We start from the raw sequence: 18,420 nt of genomic DNA, 5'->3' as shown, positions 1-18,420 counted from the left end.
TTCGATTTTAGCGACATCGGCGCCTTTATCACGGCGGTTTCGGGGTCGCAGCTGCTGGCCGGCTACGGCTTCGTGACCGGCGACGGCTTGCCCGGCTCGGGGTCGGACCTGACGTCGTTCAGCGGACACGGCGTCCTGACCTACACTTACGTCGATGCCGCGACGGTGCCGGAACCGGTGACGGCGCTCGCCTTCGGCACCGGCCTGCTGGGTCTGCTGGCGCTGCGGCGCCGGTCGACCTGATCCGATCCGGGGGGGGGGCGGATCAGGCCGCCTTTGACTCGGGTGCGCCTCCATCGCATCATTGCTGACTGAAAATCATGGGGTGGCGATGGCGTTCGATGGACGGCTGCTGGCCGGAGTCGGCGTCTTGGCGGCAATCGTCGAGGGCGGCAGCTTCGTGCGGGCGGCCGAGGCATTGGGTATCACGGCGTCCGGCATCAGCCGCGCGGTCGCCCGGCTGGAAGCACGGGTCGGCGTGCGGTTGCTCGATCGCACGACCAGGTCCGTTACCTTGACCGACGAGGGGCGGCGATTCTACGAGCAGGTCGGCCCGCTGCTCGTGGGCATCGAGGACGCGGCGATCGCCGCGTCGGGTGCGTCCGGCACCGTGCGCGGTCGCTTGCGCGTGGATCTCGACCCATATTTCTCGCGGCTGGTCCTGGCCGGGCATTTCGGCCGATTTCTCGAGCGCCATCCGGCGCTTTCCCTGGAGTTGACGACGCGGGAACGAGCCGGCGACCTGGTGGCCGACGGCATCGACGTCGCCATGCGTTTCGGCGAGCCGCTGGCATCCTCGCCGGCTGCGCGCAAGCTGATCGAGACCAGAATCCTCACGGTGGCGTCGCCGGCCTATCTCGAACGGCATGGCCGCCCGAAGCATCCGAACGACCTCACCGGCCACGCCTGCATCCAGTTCCGCAACCCGGCGACCGACCGGGCCTTTCCTTGGGAATTCCACAAGACGGGCAAGATGCTGGCCGTGAAGACGACGGGACGCCTGTTGCTGAGCGATGTCGGCACCATGCTCGGCGAATGCGTCGCCGGCACCGGGGTCGCCCAGGTGATGGCGCTCGGCATGCAAGACCTGATCGACCAGGGTCGGCTGGTCGAACTGTTTCCCGATTGGCCGGGCGAACGATTTCCGCTCTATGCGCTGCACCCGTCGCGGCACCTGCCGCCGGCGAAGGTGCGGGCCTTCATCGACTTCATTCTGCAGACGGTGCACTGACGTGATGCCGTACCGCCGTAAGGATCGCGCGGCATCTGGTTGGCGGCGCTGGATGGATCGGTTCGGCAGCCCGCTCAGTCTGATTGCAATGGTCGCGGCCGTCCTGCCATTTGCAACGGCGCATGCCCAGGATGATGCCAAGGGGGACGGTCCGAGCTTCGATTGCGCCCGGGTCACGTCCGACGTGAACAGGCTGATCTGCGCCACGCCGGAGTTGGCGGCCTGGGATCGCAAGCTCGCCATCGATTACGCGGCCACGCTCCACCAGGGCGGCACGGATCAAAAGGCGCTCGCGGCAGACGAAGATCGCTGGTTGAGGACGATCAGGAACCGCTGCCCCGATGCGGCCTGTCTGGAAACGGCCTACGCGTCGCGCGACAGGGCGGTGCTCGACCAGGGCCTGAAGGCGGCGAGCCCGGCCGCCTATGACGAAACCCGGCCCTTTCCGACACCGTCGGCATCGCTCGAGATCGCGCGGGCCTGGATCGGAAAACCCTGCGGCCGGGCGCCCGCGACGCCCTTTCCCGATTTCACCCGGATCAAGGGTTACCTGCCGGTCGTGACGCCGGGCGCCATCGTCGCCCCGTTCGAAACCGACGGCACGCGCTTCGCCTTCCTGCTACTCGCCGGCAACGATCCCAATACGTGCCGGGTGGCGGACGTGGTGGCGCTGCCGGACGCCGACGCGGGAATGTCGTTCCTGCAATGCACGCTTGGCGGCGAGGGCGACGATCATGGTTTCGGCGTGCGACGGGACGGCCATCCGAACACCGCGGCCTATTGGACGATCGATATCCGCAACGGGCGCCTGATGCGCCGGCCGCTCGGCGTTCTCTCCGGCTTCAAACTGGTCTGTCGGGAGCCCGAAACGGGCGAATAGCCGAAGATCCGGAGTTCAATGCCCCGTCGGCGGCAAAGGATGGCCGAAGTGGAAACGATGAAAGCGCGACCGGGCAGTCGCCAGCTTCTGCCGATAGTCTTTCATCTGCGCATGGCGCCAGCCGTAGAGTACCGGCAAGCCGATGGAAAGCACGATCCAACCCAAGCCGATTTCTAGCCACGTCATGGCGGGTCTCCCACCTTGATCTCATTTCCTGCTCATTAGAAATGTGGCGGAATTTCGGCAAGACAAGATGCTAACCGTTTGGGGCAGGGCTGCCCTACGCCCAGCAGATGGTGCTATCCCTGCAGATCGTACGGTGCCGCCCAGCCCGGGAGTGCGCGGATGCGGTCGAGCCATGTGCCCACGGCCGGCCAGTCGGCAATATCGAGGCCGGCCTGGTCGAGCCAGAACAGATAGCCGCAGGCGGAGATGTCGGCGGTCGTCACCGTATCGCCGGCCAGGAACGGTCTCTCCGACAGTTCCTGGTTCATCCGGTCGAGATCGAACCGCGCGCGGGCGTTCAGCCAGTCGATGGCGCCCGCCGAGCCCCCCGTCGGGAAATGCCGGTAGAAGCGCAGGTTCGGCACCGCGAGATTGATCCGGTTCGCCACCCAGAAATGCCATTCCAGCACAGCCGGATCGCCGCCGCCGTCGAATTTGCCGATCATCCGCGATAGGTGCAGCAAGATCGCATCCGACTGCACGTGCGGCCGGCCGTCGATCAGCAGCACCGGCACCTCGCCGAACTTGGCGACGGCACGGAAATCCTCCGGCCGTTGGGCGCGCGGCGTCATCAGGTCGACCGCGACATAACGATGGGCCAGCCCGGCCAGCGACAGGAACAGCTTCACCTTATAGGCGTGGCCGGATTCCCGGTTGCCGTAGAGCACGAGTTCCGTCATCGCATCAGATCCGTGTCGCCATCCAGATCGCCAGGCGCGAGCCGGCCTTGATCACGGCCGACAGCGCCTCGTAGCCCGGCGCCGCTTCCGCGCCATGGGCGAGGCCGGTGTCGCGATGCTCGCGTTCGTCGGCCTGGAATTTCTCGATCACCGCCTTCAACTCGGGCTCGGCATCGCCCAGCGCCTCGACCTGGTCCTGGTAGTGCTCGTCGATCACTTCCTCGACCGCGACGGTGCAGGCCATGGCGGCCTTTTCGCCCATCAGCGCGGTCGCCGCACCCAGTGCATAGCCAGCCATGTCCCAGAACGGGCCCAGCAGGGTCGGACGCACCCGGCGTTCGACCAGCATCCGGTCGAATTCGGCACGATGCTCGCGCTCCTGGGCCGCCATGTGCCGGATCGTCTCGCCGACCGGCCGCTTGCCGAGGATCGCCAACTGCCCCTCGTAGATCCGTGCGGCACCATGTTCGCCGGCATGGTCGACCCGGACCATCCGTTTCACCTGGTCGGCCGGGATCGGGTCGCCGGGCAGATAACGCTTCAACGAGGGCTTGGCGGTCATGCGGCATATCCTTCGGCCCGGCGCCGGCGGCGGCGCGCATCCCAGGCCGCGGCGACCATCGCCAGCGACAGGATCGCGTCCCAGCCGGCAAGCGAGATGCCGACCAGGCTCCATTGGATATCATCGCATCGCACGGTGGGCGCCGCCATGATTTCGGCGGTCAATTCCTCGATCGTCTTGGCGTGGTGGCTGCCGCCGACGGTGCAGGCGTCAGGGCCGGCAATCCAATGCTGCTCGACACCGACATGATAGGCGGCGAGGCCGGCAGCGGCCAGGAACAAGAGGCCGAACAGCACCGGCGCGTAGCGGTCGATTTCCGGACGCTTCAAGCCCAGGAACGCGCCGGACAGCACGATGGCCGCATACCAGGGCCAGCGCTCGGCCAGGCACAGCTCGCACGCGACCAGGCCGACGACGAGCTGGAAGAACCAGGCGCCGGCGAGGACGGCGATCGAGGTCGCCAGCACGATGACGTTCAAGGGCGGGACGCGCATGGGGCCGATGCTTTCTCAGCTGCCGAAATGAACGAACCTGACCAGCACTACGCCACCGACGAGCATCACGGCCGAAACGGTCGTGACCAGCATCAGGCGCTTTTCGATGAAGGTGCGCGCCTGCTCGCCGATGAAGAACAGGATCAGGGCCAGCAGATAGAACCGGATGCTGCGCGAGACCAGGCAGGCAAGCGTGAACAGGCCGAGGTCGAACCGCGCGAGGCCGCTCGCGATCGTCACCAGCTTGAACGGGATCGGGGTCATGCCCTTCAGCACGATGATCTCGACGCCGTACTGGACGAATTTCTCGCGCAGCGCGTCGAACGTCTGCATGGCGCCATAAAGCTCGAGGATGCGCTCGCCGACGGTCGCGAACAGGTAATAGCCGATGGCATATCCCAAATAGGCACCGACGACCGACGAGGCCGTCGCGACCGTGGCATACCAGAAGGCGCGCCGCCGGTTGGCGATGATCATCGGGATCATCAGCACGTCGGGCGGCAGCGGAAAGAACGAGCTTTCGGCGAAGGCGATGGCAGCCATGACCCAGGTTGCGTTCTTCTTGCCCGCCTGGAGCAGGAGCCAGTCGTAGAGACGTCGAAGCATGCGTGTCCTTGTGCGATCACCGCCGTCCTCGAGCGACGGTCGCGGCATCTAACAGGCTCGCGGTATCGGACGCAACCGCCAGCCGCGCGACATCGTCGCCCAAATCAGCCGCGGCCGGCGAACAGGCCGTACTCCCGGGCGAGGCCGTCGCCGACCAGATCGAAGAATGCGCGGACCCGGGCGGTTCCTTTCAGGTCGGCGTGGGTCACGATCCACAACTCGCCGGCCAGCGCCGGGATCGGATCCGGCACGGCCCGGACCAGGTCCGGATCGCCGTCGGCCAGGTAGCAGGGCAGAAGCGCCAGGCCGATGCCGGCCTTGGCGGCCAGGAACTGGTTGACCAGACTGCCGGTCCGATAGACGAACGCCGTCGCGGGCATCACGCGATCCAGCCAATCCGCCGCCATGATGCCGGCGCTGGCCTCGTCCCAGCCGATCACGGCGTGGCGGGCGAGGTCTTCGGGCGATCCGGGCGGTCCGTCGGCGGCGTCAAAACAGGCTCTGGTGCCATAGATCGACCAGGCGACGTCGGCCAGCTTGCGGCCCCACAGATCGTCCTCCTTCGGGCGCGTCGGGCGCAGCGCAATGTCGGCCTCGCGCCGCGACAGGCTGAGGATGCGATTGTCGACCGTCAGTTCGAGCACGATGCCGGGATGGGCCGCGCGGAACGCCGCCAGGTACCGGGTCAGTACGCGAAAGGCGATCGTTTCGGACGAGGTGATGCGCAGGCGGCCGGACAGCAGATGGTCTCGACCAGCGATTTCGCGATCGAGCGCAAGCATCTCGCCTTCCATCCGCTCGGCCGCGGCCGCCATGCGCGCGCCGGCCTCGGTCGTCCGGTACGTGCCGCCCGGCAAGCGCTCGAACAGTCGGACGCCCAGCTTCGCCTCCAGCGCGTTCAAGCGCCGGAACGCGGTCGAATGATCGATGCCCAGCGCCTTGGCCGCGCCGGTCAGGCCGGCGGCGCGCTGCAGTGCCAACACCAGTCGGGGGTCGTTCCAATCCGCCATGCCGGCCTCGCAGCGCGTCGATGATTTGCAATCATGCAAGCATGGTTGGCAAAATGCCAAGAAGCGTTGCGCGGTGGCACATCCCATCTCAGATCCTGACGATCAGGAGATACTGCCATGGAAACGACCGCATTGACGTTGGTCAGCCACGACCTCTGCCCCTACGTGCAGCGGGCGGCAATCGCGTTGCTGGAGAAGGGCGTCGGTTTCGCCCGTGTCACGATCGACCTCTCGGTCCGGCCGGACTGGTTCGCGGCCCTCTCGCCGCTGGGCAAGGTGCCGTTGTTGCGGGTAGGTCGGCCGGATGGGTCGGAGGCGGTGCTGTTCGAAAGCAACGTCATCTGCGAATACCTGGAGGAGACGCAGCCCGGTCCGAAGCTGCACCCGGCCGATCCGCTGGCCCGGGCGCAGCATCGGGCCTGGATGGAATTCGCCTCGGCGATCCTGGGCGACGTCTGGGGCCTGGAGACGACTCCGGATGCGGCCGTGTTCGACGGCAAGCGCCAGGCGATCGCTACGAAATTCGCCCGGGTCGAGGCGGCCTTGGGCGACGGCCCGTATTTCGCGGGCGAACGATTCGGACTGGTCGACGCGGCGTTCGCGCCGGTCTTCCGCTATTTCGATCTGTTCGACCTGCTCGCCGACACCGGCGTCTTCGCCGCGGTGCCGAAGGTCCGGGACTGGCGGGCGGCGCTGGCGCGGCGGCCCAGCGTCGGCGCGGCCGTCGCAGTGGACTATGTCGAACGCCTTCATGGCTTTCTCGCCCGCCACGACGCCTATCTTCTCAGGGCGGCCCGATGAGTGCGCCGCTGTCTCCCACCCTCGCCTGGGTCGCGCTGATCGCTGCGGGCCTGCTCGACGTCGCGTGGGCGATCACGCTGAAATATGCCGAGGGCTATACCCGTCCCGCCTGGACCTTGACGTCGCTGGCGCTGCTGGGTGCCTTCGTCTTCCTGCTGGGACGCGCGATGCAGGCACTGCCGATCGGTACGGCCTATGCGGTCTGGACCGGCATCGGCGCGTGCGGAACCGTGCTGATGGGCGCGACGCTGTTCGGCGAAGCGCTCGACCCCGCGCGGCTCGGCGGCATCGCCCTCGTGCTGGCCGGAATCGTGGTTCTGAAGCTCGCGCCCGGATGACGGCTCAGCCGTCGACCCCGATGCGATCGGCCAGCCGGTCGATCGCGGTTTCGGCCGCATTGAGGGACGCGGCGAGACGCTCGTCGGCGAACTCGTCGTATTCCGTAGCAATCGCGTCGACCCGGGTCAGGCCGATATAGGCGAACGGGACGGACAGGCCCGTCTCGACCAGGTTCAGATGGGCGATCCGGCCGCCCGGGTCGTAGCCATGGTCGCCGCGCGACCCCAGGATGACCAGGCGCTTGCCCGGCGCCAGCATCGGCCAATAGGGCACGCCCTCGCGGCGGCGGTCGAAGCCGAAGGTGACGCCGACGCGGACGATGTTGTCGATCCAGGCCTTGAGCGGTGCCGGCATGCCGAAATTATACATGGGGGCACCGATCACCAGGATGTCCGCCGCCGTGACCTCCGCAACCAGTTCGTCGCTTTCGGCCAGGGCCTCGTGCATCCACGGCTGGCGCCGGTCCGGCGGCGTGAAGGCGGCGGTGATCCAGTCCTCGGTCACCGGCCGGGGCGGCGATCGGCCGACGTCGCGATACAGCACCGTGTCGTCCGGGCGGACAAGGCGCCAGCGATCCACGAAACGGGCGGAGAGCCGCCGGGTGTGCGAACCATGCCGATCGATGCCGGAACGTCCGGCGCGGGCACTGGCGTCGATGTGCAGAAGCGTAGCCATGGGGACTTGTCCTGGTATGATGAGAAAGATCAGCTCATGCATGAATGCCGGCTCGTGAGATCTATTGACTGAACCAGCGATGGACAAACTCGCATTTCTCATCCGACAGATAAGATGTCCTCATCCATGAAGCAGCGTCGGCTTCCGCCACTCGCGGCGCTGCGCGCCTTCGAGGCGGCGGCCCGACATCTCAGTTTTCGAAAGGCCGCTGCCGAGCTGGCCGTCACGCCGACGGCGATCAGCCACCAGATTCGGATCCTGGAGACGGACCTGGGCCTGACGCTGTTCGACCGCCATATCCGCCGGGTTTCCCTCACGGCCGCGGGGCGCGCCCTGTTCCCGCCCCTGCGCGATGGGTTCGCTGGCTTCGCCCGGGCGATCGACGGGCTCTATCCGCAGGTCCGGCGTGTGGCGGTCACCTTGACGGCGACGCCGCTGTTCACTGAGCGCTTGTTGATCCCGTCACTCGGGATATTCCGGGCGCGCTATCCCGATTTCGAGATCCGGCTGCACGCGTCGGAGGCGGCGGTGGATCTTCAGGGTGACGTGGCCGATGCCGCCGTCCGCTATGGCACGGGACCGTTTCCCGGTCTCGTTGCCCATCCTCTCGGCGACGAGCGGTTCGGCGTGCTGTGCAGCCCGACGCTCGGTCTTGTCGTACCGGCGGACCTGCGCCGGGTGACACTGCTCCATGCCGAATGGCATCGTCAGACCGAGCGGACGCCGGATTGGCGGCGCTGGGCGCGCGAGGCCGGTGCCGATTGGCTGGACGTCGCCGCCGGCCCGCGCTTCACCGACGAGAGCCACGCGATCCAGGCCGCCATCGCCGGCCAGGGCGCGGTGATTGCGAGCCCGCTGCTGCTGCGCGACGCGCTGGCGAGCGGCGTGCTCGTGCAACCGTTCGGGCCGCTGCTCCAGGGCGACGGATATCATTTCGTGGCGACACCCGGGAACATGGCCTGCGCCGACGTGGTCGCGCTCCGGCGCTGGATCCAGGAAGACTGCCTCGGGCATGTGGCGGCTTCCGCCAGCTCCGGCGAAAAAGCCCATCGCCAAACCGGGGGCGGGTCGGCTATAAGCCTGCTCCCCGACAGCAGGTAGCTTTTGACAGCGCCGGCCAAGGGGCGGTAAAGACGAAGCCGTGGCCGTGGCCGCGTTCCGCCCATCGGGACGAGAACGATCGGTCGCCTCGGATGCGGGCGTGGTGGAACTGGTAGACGCGCCGGACTCAAAATCCGGTTCCGAGAGGAGTGTCGGTTCGATTCCGACCGCCCGCACCATCTCTCAAGTTTTAGCGGATGCCGCGGATCGTGCCGCCGTCGCCAGCGTGCGGGCGGTCTGCTGCAGGAACGGCGCTGGTCCTTCCGCATGAAGCGCACGGCCGCTGCTGAGCGCGCCGTCGATGATGATCGCCAGTTGCAACGCAAAGCGGGTGGGTTGGGCCAGGTTCATGGCCGTGGCGAGCACGGTCAGCCGCCGCCGCAGCTCCGCCTTATGGGCCACGGCGACCTTGCGCGCCGGATGGCTCTCGTCCGAATATTCGGCTGCGATGTTGATCTGCGGGCAGCCGCGGTAGCCGACACGGGCGACGCGGTCGCCCAGCCATTGGAGTTGGGCATCGAGTTCCTGGTCCGGCGCGCCGACATGGGCCGCGGCCACCATGTCCCACTGCTGCCAGAACGACTGGTCCTCCTCCAGCAGGAAGGCTTCGATCAGGTCGTCCTTCGTCTTGAAATGCCGATAAAGGCTCGTTTTGGCGACGCCCGAGCGCGCCACGATCAGGTCGACGCCCACGGCCCGTGTGCCTTCCCGATAGAACAGCGCGCTCGCCGTCGCCAGGATCCGGGCACGCACGTCGGTCACGGTATCGGTCGCTCCGGCAGACTGCTGTTTCGGCATCGGGATTTCCTGGCGATCACATTTCCTCCCGATTTTAGCACTAAAGCCGTTGACGACGCTACAGATCTGTATCATGAATAGCTACAGACAGGTCTGTAGCGTTCTTTCTGGGGGAAAATCATGATGCAGAACAAGACGATCGCCGTATTCGGGGCCACCGGCCATACCGGACGCTTCGTCGTCAACGAACTGAGACGGCGCGGGTTGCGGGCGATCCTGGTCGGTCGCGACGCCGGCAAGCTCGCAAGCGCTGCCGGGGGCAGCAACGATCTCGCGAGGCTCGCGCGGGTCGACGACGCGGCGTCGCTGGATGGCGCGCTGGCCGGCGCCGATGCCGTCATCAATTGCGCTGGGCCATTCCTCGATACCGCACTTCCCGTCATCGACGCCGCGTTGCGCGCCGGAATTCCCTACCTGGATGTGACTGCCGAGCAGGTGACGGTGCAGACCATCATCGCGGAACGGGACGATGCGGCCCGCAGGGCAGGGATCGTGCTGTTGCCCGCGGCCGCCTTCTATGGCGGGCTGGCGGATTTGCTGGCCAGCGCGGCAGCCGCATCCTTCGAGCGGGTCGATGAGATCGCCGTGGCGGTGGCGCTGGACAGCTGGCATCCGACCGAAGGAACGCGGGTGACCGGTGCCCGCAACGTCGCCCGCCGGCTCGTTCAGCGGAACGGCCGGCTGGTCCCGGTCGAAGTGCCGGCATTGCAGGGCAACTGGACCTTTCCGGCGCCGTTCGGGCGCCAGGAAATGGTCATGCAGCCATTCAGCGAGACGATCACCCTCGCCAATCATATTCGGGCAGAAACAATCCTGTCCTGGATCAACCGGGCTCCCTTACACGACCTCGACGATCCGAAGACACCGCAGCCCGTGCCGAGCGACGACAGCGGCCGGTCGTCGCAGCAATTCGCCATGGATGTACTGGTGCGCAGCGATGCCCGCCATCGTCGGGCGACCGCTACGGGGCGCGATATCTATGCGGTCAGCGCGCCGATCATCGTCGAAGCCGCCCAACGGCTCCTTGCCGGAAAGGCTTCGGGCATGGCGGGGGTGCGGTCGCTCGCCGAAATATTCGATCCGCGCGACTTCCTGGAAGCGCTCGGCCCGGACGTGGTGCAGGTCCAGTTCGCCGAGGCCGCCGGGCCCCTGCTCGACGTCGGGCCCGGTCACGCGTGACCGGGCTCCCGCGCGGTCCGTCGCCGTAGCTCCCGCCCCGTCGCTCTCGCCTTCGTGGGAACGACGGCGGAGGTTTCAGACCGTCAGGGCGACCGGTACGGCTGGTTCGCGCGGTCGGCCGGGCAATTCGCCGGAGAGTGCGGCATCGATTGCCTGGTCCCGGCTCCAGCCGGCTCCCTCCAGCATCAGTTCCCGCACCGTTTCCGGCGAGTGGCGCCGCGAAAGCATGCCCATCAACCGCCCATAGGATCGCGCTTCGGTGCCTTCCCTGACGCCGCCTTGCGGGGCGCACAGGCGGTCCGCGACGCCGGCGAGCCCGGCCGCGATCTGCTCCGCTCCGCCGAGGCAGTGCAACAGTGCCAGATGGTCCAGCAGGTGACGCAGCCAGGGCGAGTTGCGCACCATCGGCATCGCTTCGGTTGCCGTCGCCAACGCCGCGTCCAGTTCACCCTTCGCGGCGAGGCCGGCCGTCAGGTTCACCATCGCAAGGCCGATGTAGCCCTTGTCGTTCAGTTGTCGGAAACGTTCGACCGCGGCCCTGGCACAGGTCACGGCGTCGTCGAGGCGGCCGACCGACAGCAGGCAGTCGGACAGGTTGGTGAGTGCCACGGCCTCGTCCGATCCGCAGTCCGCTCGCCGATAGAACAGTAGCGCCTTGTCCATGGCGGCCTTGGCTTCCGCCGGGCGCCGATCGGCGAACGCGATATGGGCGAGGACCATCAGGCCCAGACCGCAGAGGAACGGCTCGTCCTCGTCGATCAGTGCCAGGCCTTCCCGGGCGATCGCTTCGGCCTCGGTCGCGGTGCCGTGGAAGGCCAGAATTTCGGCCTTGGTGATCAAGGCATGACCCAGCCACAGGCGGTCGTCCGCTTCGCGGTAATGCGCGATCGCCACCTCGATCAGCCGGCGCGCCAGCGCGACATTGCCGGCGTTTCGCACGAAGGCGGCTGCGGCTCGATGAAGCCTGGCGCTCTCGGCGACCGGCACGGACGGACCGGCGAAATCGAGTGCCTTCATGAGCCGGCCGGTCGCCTCGCTTTCGAGGCCGAGCCAGATCCATAGCCGCGACGTCGTGCTTGCCAGGCCGATGCCGACTTCCGGATCGCCGGCCGGACCGAAGGCCCAGTCGAGGGCCACGCGGACATTCTCGATTTCCCGCTTGTGGGTCCGCAGCCAGGCGTCGTCGATCGGTGCCGGGCGGCGACCGTATTTGTCGTGGAACAGGCCGCGATAATAATGCGCGTGGGCGCGGGCGAGTTGCGCGGTCTCACGGGCATGATCGAGCTTATCGGCGGCGAAGACGCGGACGGTTTCGAGCAGTTCGTATCGCGCATGGCCCTCGCTCGCGTGCGACATGATCAGCGATTTATCGACCAGGCTCGCCATCAGGTTCGCCACGGCGGCCCCGGACAGGCTGCCGCCCGGAACGATGGCCTCCGCTGCCGCGAGCGTATAGCCGCCGGCGAAGACCGACAGGCGGCGCAGGACGACCTGCTCGGCCGGCGAGAGCAGGTCGTGGCTCCATTCCATGGTCGCGAGCAGCGTCTGCTGGCGCGACGGCGCGGTGCGCCGCCCCTGGGTCAGGATTCGGAAGCGCTGGTCGAGCCTGCTCGCGAGTTCTGCCACGCCCAGCCCGGGCACGCGGGCCGCAGCCAGTTCGATCGCCAGCGGAATGCCGTCGAGGCGCTGGCAGATTTCCGCAAGCGCCCTGGTCGTGGTCTCATCAGGCTGGAACGCGTCGAGCGTTTCCGGCATCCGGTCCAGCAGCAGTTCCACGGCGGCGCAACCCAGGATGTCGGCCGTGCTTTGGGGGGCCGTGCGCGACGGAACCGGCAGGCCGGCCAGCCGATGGCGTCGTTCGCCCTCGATCTGCAATGGCTCCCGGCTCGTCGCCAGGATCCGGATCTGCGGACAGCGGGCCAGGATCTCCTCTGCCAAGGCCGCGGTCGCGGCCAGCAGATGCTCGCAATTATCGAGCACGAGCATCGCGTGAAGATCCGCCAGGTGATTGAACAGCGCGTCGGATTGGGAGGCCGTCGGCAGGCCGATCGCAGCGCCGATCGCGGTGGCGACCAGTGCCGGATCGCGGATCGGCGCCAGTTCCACGAACCAGACCCCGTCGCTCCGTTGCTGCACGAACCGCTCCGCTACGGCCAGTGCCACGCGGGTCTTGCCGACGCCGCCTTCGCCGACCAGGGTGACGATCCGTCCCTCGGACAATTTCCGTACCGTCTCGGCCATGTCGGCCGCGCGCCCGATCAGGCGGGTCAAGGGGGCCTGCAGATTGTGGCTGACGGTAGGCGTGGCGGGTGCTTGCCGGTGGGGCGTTTGCATATCGACCGGCGCGATGAACCGGTAGCCGCGCCCCGAGACCGTCGCGATGTAGCGCGGCGACAGGCTGGAATCGCCGAGCGTCCGGCGCAGAGTCGACAGCGCCACGGCCAGGTTATGGTCCTCGACCAGCAGCGTGTCTGCCCAGACGAGGCGCTTCAGCGTCTCCTTTTCCACGATCTGGTCGCGCCGTTCGAGCAAGGCGAGCAGGAGATCGAAGGCATGGCTGCCGATCCGGACGGGCCCCGTTTCGTCGAACAGCTGTCGCCGGCCCGGAAACAGGCGAAAGTCGCCGAAAATCAACACGCTGTCAGAATCGATCATGGAAACCCAAGCCCCATCGTTCTCGGTTGTCCAAGGTCTTGAAATCGCCCTGCAAACGGCGGAGACCCGCGGAATATGGCCGGGCTCCCAATCATATGGCTATCAAATTAGATCAAAGGCGACCGCCCTTGCTGTGTTTGTCGAGCGGCGCAGTTTCGTCCGGCCAATTGGAAATCGAGGCTTGACCCGGCATCATCGCCGGCGCATTAATAACTGACTGGATAGTTATTAAGGCGCTCGCGATGGTGGATGATCCCCCGAAATGGCGCCGGCGCAAGACGGCGCGGTCGGGCGAGATCATCGACGCGGCGCTGGATGTGTTTGCGGACAATGGCTTCGCAGGGGCGAAGCTGGACGAGATCGCGCGGCGCGCCGGCCTGTCGAAAGGCGCGCTGTATCTTTATTTCGAGACCAAGGAAGAAATCTTCCGCGCGGTGGTGCGCACGGCGGTGGCGCCCAATCTCGAGGCCGTCCGGGCCGCCGCGGAAGCCTTCGACGGCCCCTTTGTCCGCCTGGTTCCGATGATCCTCGATCGGATGGCCCGGATGATCGGGACGGGCCGGTTGCCGGCGGTGGTCAAGACGGTGATCGGGGAATCGCGCAATTTCCCCGACCTCGCGCAGATCTGGCACGACGATGTCGTCGGCCCCGCCATCGGCATGCTGGCCGGCTTCGTGGCGCGTGCCCAGGGGCGGGGCGAGGTGGGGGCGGGCGATCCGCGCCTCTACGCCTTCTCGCTCGCCGGGCCGGTCGTGATGGCGATGCTGTTCCGCGAAACCTTCGGCGCCGTCGGGACCGATCTTCCGGATCTGCCGACCCTGGCGCAGCAGCACGCCAGCGTCGTTCTGCACGGCATGGCGAACCCGAAGGCGGCACCATAGGTCGGGAACGGGCCCGGCGCAGCCAACGCATGGATGGAGCGTAAGATGACTCGCAGCGATGTTCTGATCGTCGGCGCCGGTCCCACGGGACTGGTGCTGGCCTTGTGGCTGACGAAGCTCGGCGTCAAGGTCCGCATCATCGACAAGACGGCGGAACCGGGCACGACGTCCCGAGCCCTGGCCGTGCAGGCCCGGACCCTGGAACTCTATCGCCAGCTCGATCTCTCCGACGAGGTCGTGGCGCGGGGGCACAAGACCCCGGCGGTCAATCTATGGGTCCGCGGCGCCCGGGCGGCGCGCATGCCGTTCGAGCATGTCGGCGCGGACCTGACGCCCTATTCCTTCCTGCTGATCTTTCCCCAGGACCAGCATGAACGCCTGTTGATCGAGCGGCTCGAGGCCCTGGGCGTCATGGTGGAGCGGCGGACCGAACTTCTGGGCTTCGACGACGCGGACGGGTCGGTCACGGCCCGGCTGCGCGGTCCGGATGGCGCCGAGCAGGCATGCACGGCGACCTATGTCGCCGGCTGCGACGGCGCGCGCTCCCGGGTCCGCGAGACGATCGGCGCCGGTTTTCCGGGGGGCACCTATCGGCAACTGTTCTATGTCGCCGACGTCGAGGCGGCCGGCCCGGCGCTTGACGGCGAATTCCACCTCGATCTGGACGAGGCCGATTTCCTGGCGCTGTTCCCCCTTGCCGGCACCGGGCGCGCCCGCCTGATCGGCACCGTGCGCGACGACCGGGCGGACCATCCGGAGACGCTGAAGTTCGAGGACGTCAGCGACCGGGCGATCAAGCACCTGAAGATCGACGTCCGTCGGGTGAACTGGTTCTCGACCTACCACGTGCACCACCGGGTGACCGAGCGGTTCCGCCGGGGGCGGGCATTCCTGCTGGGCGACGCCGCGCATATCCACAGCCCGGCCGGCGGCCAGGGCATGAACACCGGCATCGGCGACGCGATCAACCTGGCCTGGAAGCTCGCAGCGGTCCTCGGCGGGCGGGCGCAGGACGATCTGCTCGACAGCTACGAGGCCGAAAGGATCGGCTTCGCCCGCCGCCTCGTCGCGACGACCGATCGGGTGTTCAGCTTCGCCACGGCCGAGGGCCGGATTTCCGATATCCTGCGCACCCGTGTGGCGCCGCTGCTGATCCCCGCCGTCATCGGGTTGGACGCCGCACGCGAATATCTATTCCGGACCGTGGCTCAGATCACGCTCAACTATCGCGGGGGGCCGCTCAGCATCGGAACGGCCGGGCATGTCCATGGCGGCGATCGCCTGCCCTGGGTCTCGGTCGACGGGCGGGACAATTTCGACCCGCTGACCGCCATGAACTGGCAAGTCCATGTCTACGGTACGCCGGCGCCTGACCTGGCCGCCTGGTGTGCTGCCCACGACCTGCCGCTGCACCGGTTCGAATGGCGGCCGGAACATGACGCGGCCGGCATTGCCCGCGACGCGCTCTATCTGCTGCGGCCGGACAGTTACGTTGCCCTGGCCGATCCGTCGGGATCGGTCCCGGCCTTGGAACGCTATGTCGCCGAGCGCATGCTGCGGATCGGATCGGCGGCCTAGCCGTCGGGGTTCAGCGTCGGGACAGCGCGAGCTTGACCCCGAAACCGATGAAGACGATGCCGGTCAGCCGGTCCAGCATCCTGATGACGCTGGGCCGCTGCAGCACCCGGACCAGGGGCCGCGTGGCGACGAGCAATGCCGCGAACCACGCGAGCCCGAGGGCGCCATGGATCGCCGCCAGTAGGAAGGTATAGGGTGCCACGGACACGTCGGGTGGCACGAACTGCGGCAGGAACGAGACGTAGAATACACCGACCTTCGGGTTCAGCAGGTTCTGCGCCATCCCCTTCCAGAACCAGTTCGAGCGGCCGCCGTCCAGGCGCGACCCGCTGGTGGCGGCCGTCGAAAAACCGGTTCGCGGATGCAGGATCAGTTGCAGTCCCATCCAGGCCAGATAGCCGACGCCCAGCCATTTCAGCACCGTGAACGCCACCTCTGACTGGGCGATCAGCGCGCCCAGGCCCAGTGCCACCGCACCGCCCCAGATCAGGCAACCCATCACGACGCCGAATGCCACCTGCACTGCGCGCGCCGCGCCCTCGGTGGTGGCGGTCCGCAGCACGATCGCCGTGTCGAGGCCGGGCGTGATGGTCATCAGACCCGCCGCCAGGACGAAAGACAGCAAGGGGTGGGCGATCGTCATGGCGGTCCCTTCGGAATTCGAGCGGCGACGAGGCTAGCCCGGTACCGGCCCTCCGGGCAATTCCCTGAAAGGGACCTCGATGCTTTCGAGAGTGCAAGCGAAGTCCTCGCCGCCCACGCGATCTCGGCATCTCGATGACCAGGCCGATCACTTCCTACTGCGCAGCGATCGTCGGTTCGCCGAATTGCAGGGCCGCCAGTCGGGCGTACAGGCCGTGTTCGCGGACCAGGCTGTCATGGGTGCCGGTGGCGACGACCTTGCCCTGGTCGATGACGACGATGCGGTCGGCCGACAGCACCGTCGCCAGGCGATGCGCGATGACCAGCGTCGTGCGGCCCTTGGACAGGCGTTCGAGCGCCAGTTGCACCGTGCGCTCGGACTCGGCGTCGAGCGCGCTGGTCGCCTCGTCCAGCAGCAGGATCGCCGGATCGCGCAGGATGGCGCGCGCGATGGCCAGGCGCTGGCGCTGGCCACCCGACAGGCGGACGCCCTTTTCGCCCAGGAACGTATCGAAACCATTGGGCAGCTTGTCGAGGAATTCGCTGGCCAGCGCCGCGTCGGCGGCGGCGCGCACCTCCGCGTCCGACGCCTCTGGCCGGCCATATCGGATGTTCTCCCAAGCGTCGGCGCCGAACACGACCGGTTCCTGGGCGACCACGCCGATACGACGCCGGACCTCGGTTGGATCGGCTGATTTGAGATCGACGCCATCGATGAACACGGCACCTTGGGCCGGATCGTAGGACCGCAGCAGCAGCTGGAACAAAGTCGTCTTGCCGGCACCGGAAGGGCCGACCAGCGCCACGGTCTCGCCCGGCGCGACGTCGAAGCTCAGGCCGTCGAGGGCGGACCGGTCCGGGCGGGCGGGGTAATGGAACGTGACGTCGCGGAACGAGACCTCGCCGCGTGGCGGGGTCGGCAGCGGTACAGGCACCGGGGGCGCCGCGATCCCGGGCACTTCCTGGATCAGTTCCATCAACCGCTCGGCCGCCCCGGCGGCACGCTGCACGTCGCCCCACAGCTCGCTGAGGCTGGCGCCGGCACTGGCGACCAGCACGGCATAGAGCACGAAGGCGGTGAGGTCGCCCGGGGTCATACTGCCGGCCAGGACCTCGTGGCCGCCGATCCACAGCACGGCCGTGATGGCGCCGAACGCAAGTGCTATGACCAGCAGCAGCAGGCGCGCCCGCGTCGCGATGCGCTTCTCGGCGGATCCGAGCGCGGCGCCGACGTGATCGGCGAAGCGTTGGCGGTCGACCGCCTCATGGGTGAAGGCCTGCACGGTGCGGATGGCGTTGATCGTCTCTTCGGCATAGGCGCCAACGTCGGCGATCCGGTCCTGCGCCGCGCGCGACAGGCGCTTTTCGCGCCGGCCGAACAGGATGATCGGCACCAGCACGCAGGGCACCAGCAGCAGCACGACGCTGGCGAGCTTGGGACTGGATGCCACCAGCATGGCGAGCGCGCCCACGAACATCAGCGCATTGCGCAGCCACTGCGAAATGCTGCTGCCGACCACGGTCTGGATCAGCGTCGTGTCCGAGGTCAGCCGGGTCAGGATCTCGCCGGTCCGGGTCGTCTCGAAGAAGGCCGGCGACAGGCTCAGCACGCGATCGAACACGGCGCGCCGGATGTCGGCCGAGACCCGCTCGCCCAGCCAGGACACCAGGTAGAAGCGACCGGCGGTGGCGCCGGCCAGCACGACCACGATCAGCGCCATGCCGATCGCCGCCTGGTCGAGGCGCCGGCCGCTGGCGTCGTTGAAACCCCAGTCGACCAGATGACGCACGCCCTGGCCCAATATCAAGACCGATGCCGCGGCCAGCAGCAGACAGAGCGCCGCCAGCGCCAAACGCCCGCCATAGGGCCGCATGAAGCCCCAGAGCGGCGCCAGGGCCTTCAACTGTCCCTTGGCGCGAACGGAGCTGCCGCCAGCCGGATTGGTCGCCATGTGCTGTTCCAAGTCTCTCTGCGGATGGGGGATTTGGACAGCTAGATGGCGCCGACCGGCGGCGCGCGCAAGGCAAGCCTTTCGCGCAACGAGGGTGGGACTTGCATTCGGCGCCGGGCTCAGGCATCAAT

20 protein-coding genes and 1 tRNA gene are annotated in these 18,420 nt (G+C 67.6%); 10 read left to right on the top strand and 11 right to left on the bottom strand.

Annotation, left to right across the window (positions count from 1 at the left end; translation table 11 throughout):
* The 3 genes from VGV37_RS00320 to VGV37_RS00310 form a co-directional block, all read left to right on the top strand.
* On the top strand, positions 1-243 hold a 243-nt coding region (locus VGV37_RS00320), incomplete at its 5' end, for a PEP-CTERM sorting domain-containing protein (RefSeq protein WP_326877588.1).
* An 88-nt stretch (positions 244-331) separates the two neighbouring features.
* Positions 332-1,231, top strand: a complete 900-nt coding sequence (locus tag VGV37_RS00315) for a LysR family transcriptional regulator (protein WP_326877587.1) — start codon at positions 332-334, stop codon at positions 1,229-1,231.
* 52 nt (positions 1,232-1,283) lie between these two features.
* Positions 1,284-2,111, top strand: coding sequence for a hypothetical protein (locus VGV37_RS00310; RefSeq protein WP_326877586.1), 828 nt, complete (start codon positions 1,284-1,286; stop codon positions 2,109-2,111).
* 15 nt (positions 2,112-2,126) lie between these two features.
* Here the strand turns inward: VGV37_RS00310 and VGV37_RS00305 are convergent, their stop codons facing one another.
* From VGV37_RS00305 to VGV37_RS00280, 6 genes are all read right to left on the bottom strand, one after another.
* On the bottom strand, positions 2,127-2,297 hold the full coding sequence (locus tag VGV37_RS00305; RefSeq protein WP_326877585.1) for a hypothetical protein: 171 nt from the start codon (positions 2,295-2,297) through the stop codon (positions 2,127-2,129).
* Positions 2,298-2,410: 113 nt separating this feature from the next.
* A complete protein-coding gene (locus VGV37_RS00300) occupies positions 2,411-3,016 on the bottom strand; it encodes a glutathione S-transferase family protein (RefSeq protein ID WP_326877584.1) in 606 nt (201 codons plus the stop codon).
* A 4-nt stretch (positions 3,017-3,020) separates the two neighbouring features.
* Complete coding sequence (locus tag VGV37_RS00295; protein WP_326877583.1) at positions 3,021-3,578, bottom strand: demethoxyubiquinone hydroxylase family protein; 558 nt, start codon at positions 3,576-3,578, stop codon at positions 3,021-3,023.
* Positions 3,575-4,072, bottom strand: a complete 498-nt coding sequence (locus VGV37_RS00290) for a disulfide bond formation protein B (RefSeq protein ID WP_326877582.1) — start codon at positions 4,070-4,072, stop codon at positions 3,575-3,577. The genes VGV37_RS00295 and VGV37_RS00290 overlap by 4 nt, the downstream gene beginning before the upstream one ends.
* A 15-nt stretch (positions 4,073-4,087) precedes the next feature.
* Complete coding sequence (locus VGV37_RS00285; protein ID WP_326877581.1) at positions 4,088-4,678, bottom strand: YqaA family protein; 591 nt, start codon at positions 4,676-4,678, stop codon at positions 4,088-4,090.
* Positions 4,679-4,782: 104 nt separating this feature from the next.
* Positions 4,783-5,688, bottom strand: a complete 906-nt coding sequence (locus VGV37_RS00280; protein ID WP_326877580.1) for a LysR family transcriptional regulator — start codon at positions 5,686-5,688, stop codon at positions 4,783-4,785.
* 117 nt (positions 5,689-5,805) lie between these two features.
* Here VGV37_RS00280 and VGV37_RS00275 point away from each other — a divergent pair, with 117 nt between their 5' ends.
* Positions 5,806-6,489: a glutathione S-transferase family protein gene (locus VGV37_RS00275; protein WP_326877579.1), complete on the top strand. Its 684-nt coding sequence runs from the start codon at positions 5,806-5,808 to the stop codon at positions 6,487-6,489.
* Entirely contained in the window at positions 6,486-6,827 is a 342-nt protein-coding gene (locus VGV37_RS00270) for a multidrug efflux SMR transporter (RefSeq protein ID WP_326877578.1), read from the top strand. The genes VGV37_RS00275 and VGV37_RS00270 overlap by 4 nt, the downstream gene beginning before the upstream one ends.
* Positions 6,828-6,831: 4 nt before the next feature.
* Here VGV37_RS00270 and VGV37_RS00265 read toward each other — a convergent pair whose 3' ends face one another.
* Positions 6,832-7,503, bottom strand: a complete 672-nt coding sequence (locus VGV37_RS00265) for an FMN-dependent NADH-azoreductase (protein WP_326877577.1) — start codon at positions 7,501-7,503, stop codon at positions 6,832-6,834.
* Positions 7,504-7,629: 126 nt separating this feature from the next.
* On the opposite strand from VGV37_RS00265, the gene VGV37_RS00260 reads away from it, so the two are divergent.
* Together VGV37_RS00260 and VGV37_RS00255 are read left to right on the top strand one after the other, a co-directional pair.
* Entirely contained in the window at positions 7,630-8,604 is a 975-nt protein-coding gene (locus VGV37_RS00260) for a LysR substrate-binding domain-containing protein (RefSeq protein ID WP_326877576.1), read from the top strand.
* Positions 8,605-8,698: 94 nt separating this feature from the next.
* A tRNA-Leu gene (locus VGV37_RS00255) sits at positions 8,699-8,783 on the top strand.
* Between the two features lie 4 nt (positions 8,784-8,787).
* On the opposite strand, the gene VGV37_RS00250 is transcribed toward VGV37_RS00255, so the two are convergent.
* The gene (locus tag VGV37_RS00250) at positions 8,788-9,402 is read right to left on the bottom strand and encodes a TetR/AcrR family transcriptional regulator (protein WP_326877575.1); all 615 of its coding nucleotides are present in this window, start codon (positions 9,400-9,402) and stop codon (positions 8,788-8,790) included.
* A 120-nt stretch (positions 9,403-9,522) separates the two neighbouring features.
* Here VGV37_RS00250 and VGV37_RS00245 point away from each other — a divergent pair, with 120 nt between their 5' ends.
* The gene (locus tag VGV37_RS00245; protein ID WP_326877574.1) at positions 9,523-10,581 is read left to right on the top strand and encodes a saccharopine dehydrogenase family protein; all 1,059 of its coding nucleotides are present in this window, start codon (positions 9,523-9,525) and stop codon (positions 10,579-10,581) included.
* Between the two features lie 75 nt (positions 10,582-10,656).
* Here the strand turns inward: VGV37_RS00245 and VGV37_RS00240 are convergent, their stop codons facing one another.
* Positions 10,657-13,236: an ATP-binding protein gene (locus VGV37_RS00240; RefSeq protein ID WP_326877573.1), complete on the bottom strand. Its 2,580-nt coding sequence runs from the start codon at positions 13,234-13,236 to the stop codon at positions 10,657-10,659.
* Between the two features lie 242 nt (positions 13,237-13,478).
* Between VGV37_RS00240 and VGV37_RS00235 the strand changes: the two genes are divergently transcribed.
* On the top strand, positions 13,479-14,117 hold the full coding sequence (locus VGV37_RS00235) for a TetR/AcrR family transcriptional regulator (RefSeq protein ID WP_326877572.1): 639 nt from the start codon (positions 13,479-13,481) through the stop codon (positions 14,115-14,117).
* A 45-nt stretch (positions 14,118-14,162) separates the two neighbouring features.
* Positions 14,163-15,695, top strand: a complete 1,533-nt coding sequence (locus VGV37_RS00230) for an FAD-dependent monooxygenase (protein WP_326877571.1) — start codon at positions 14,163-14,165, stop codon at positions 15,693-15,695.
* A gap of 10 nt (positions 15,696-15,705) precedes the next feature.
* Here the strand turns inward: VGV37_RS00230 and VGV37_RS00225 are convergent, their stop codons facing one another.
* Together VGV37_RS00225 and VGV37_RS00220 are read right to left on the bottom strand one after the other, a co-directional pair.
* Positions 15,706-16,338 (bottom strand): LysE family translocator, encoded by a 633-nt coding sequence (locus VGV37_RS00225; RefSeq protein ID WP_326877570.1) that lies wholly within the window; start codon positions 16,336-16,338, stop codon positions 15,706-15,708.
* Between the two features lie 154 nt (positions 16,339-16,492).
* The gene (locus VGV37_RS00220) at positions 16,493-18,289 is read right to left on the bottom strand and encodes an ABC transporter transmembrane domain-containing protein (RefSeq protein ID WP_326877569.1); all 1,797 of its coding nucleotides are present in this window, start codon (positions 18,287-18,289) and stop codon (positions 16,493-16,495) included.
* Between the last annotated feature and the right edge of the window lie 131 nt (positions 18,290-18,420).

This window comes from Aliidongia sp., from assembly GCF_035943795.1.
GTDB lineage: Bacteria > Pseudomonadota > Alphaproteobacteria > ATCC43930 > CGMCC-115725 > Aliidongia.
This window is presented reverse-complemented; position numbering and strand designations above follow the sequence as displayed.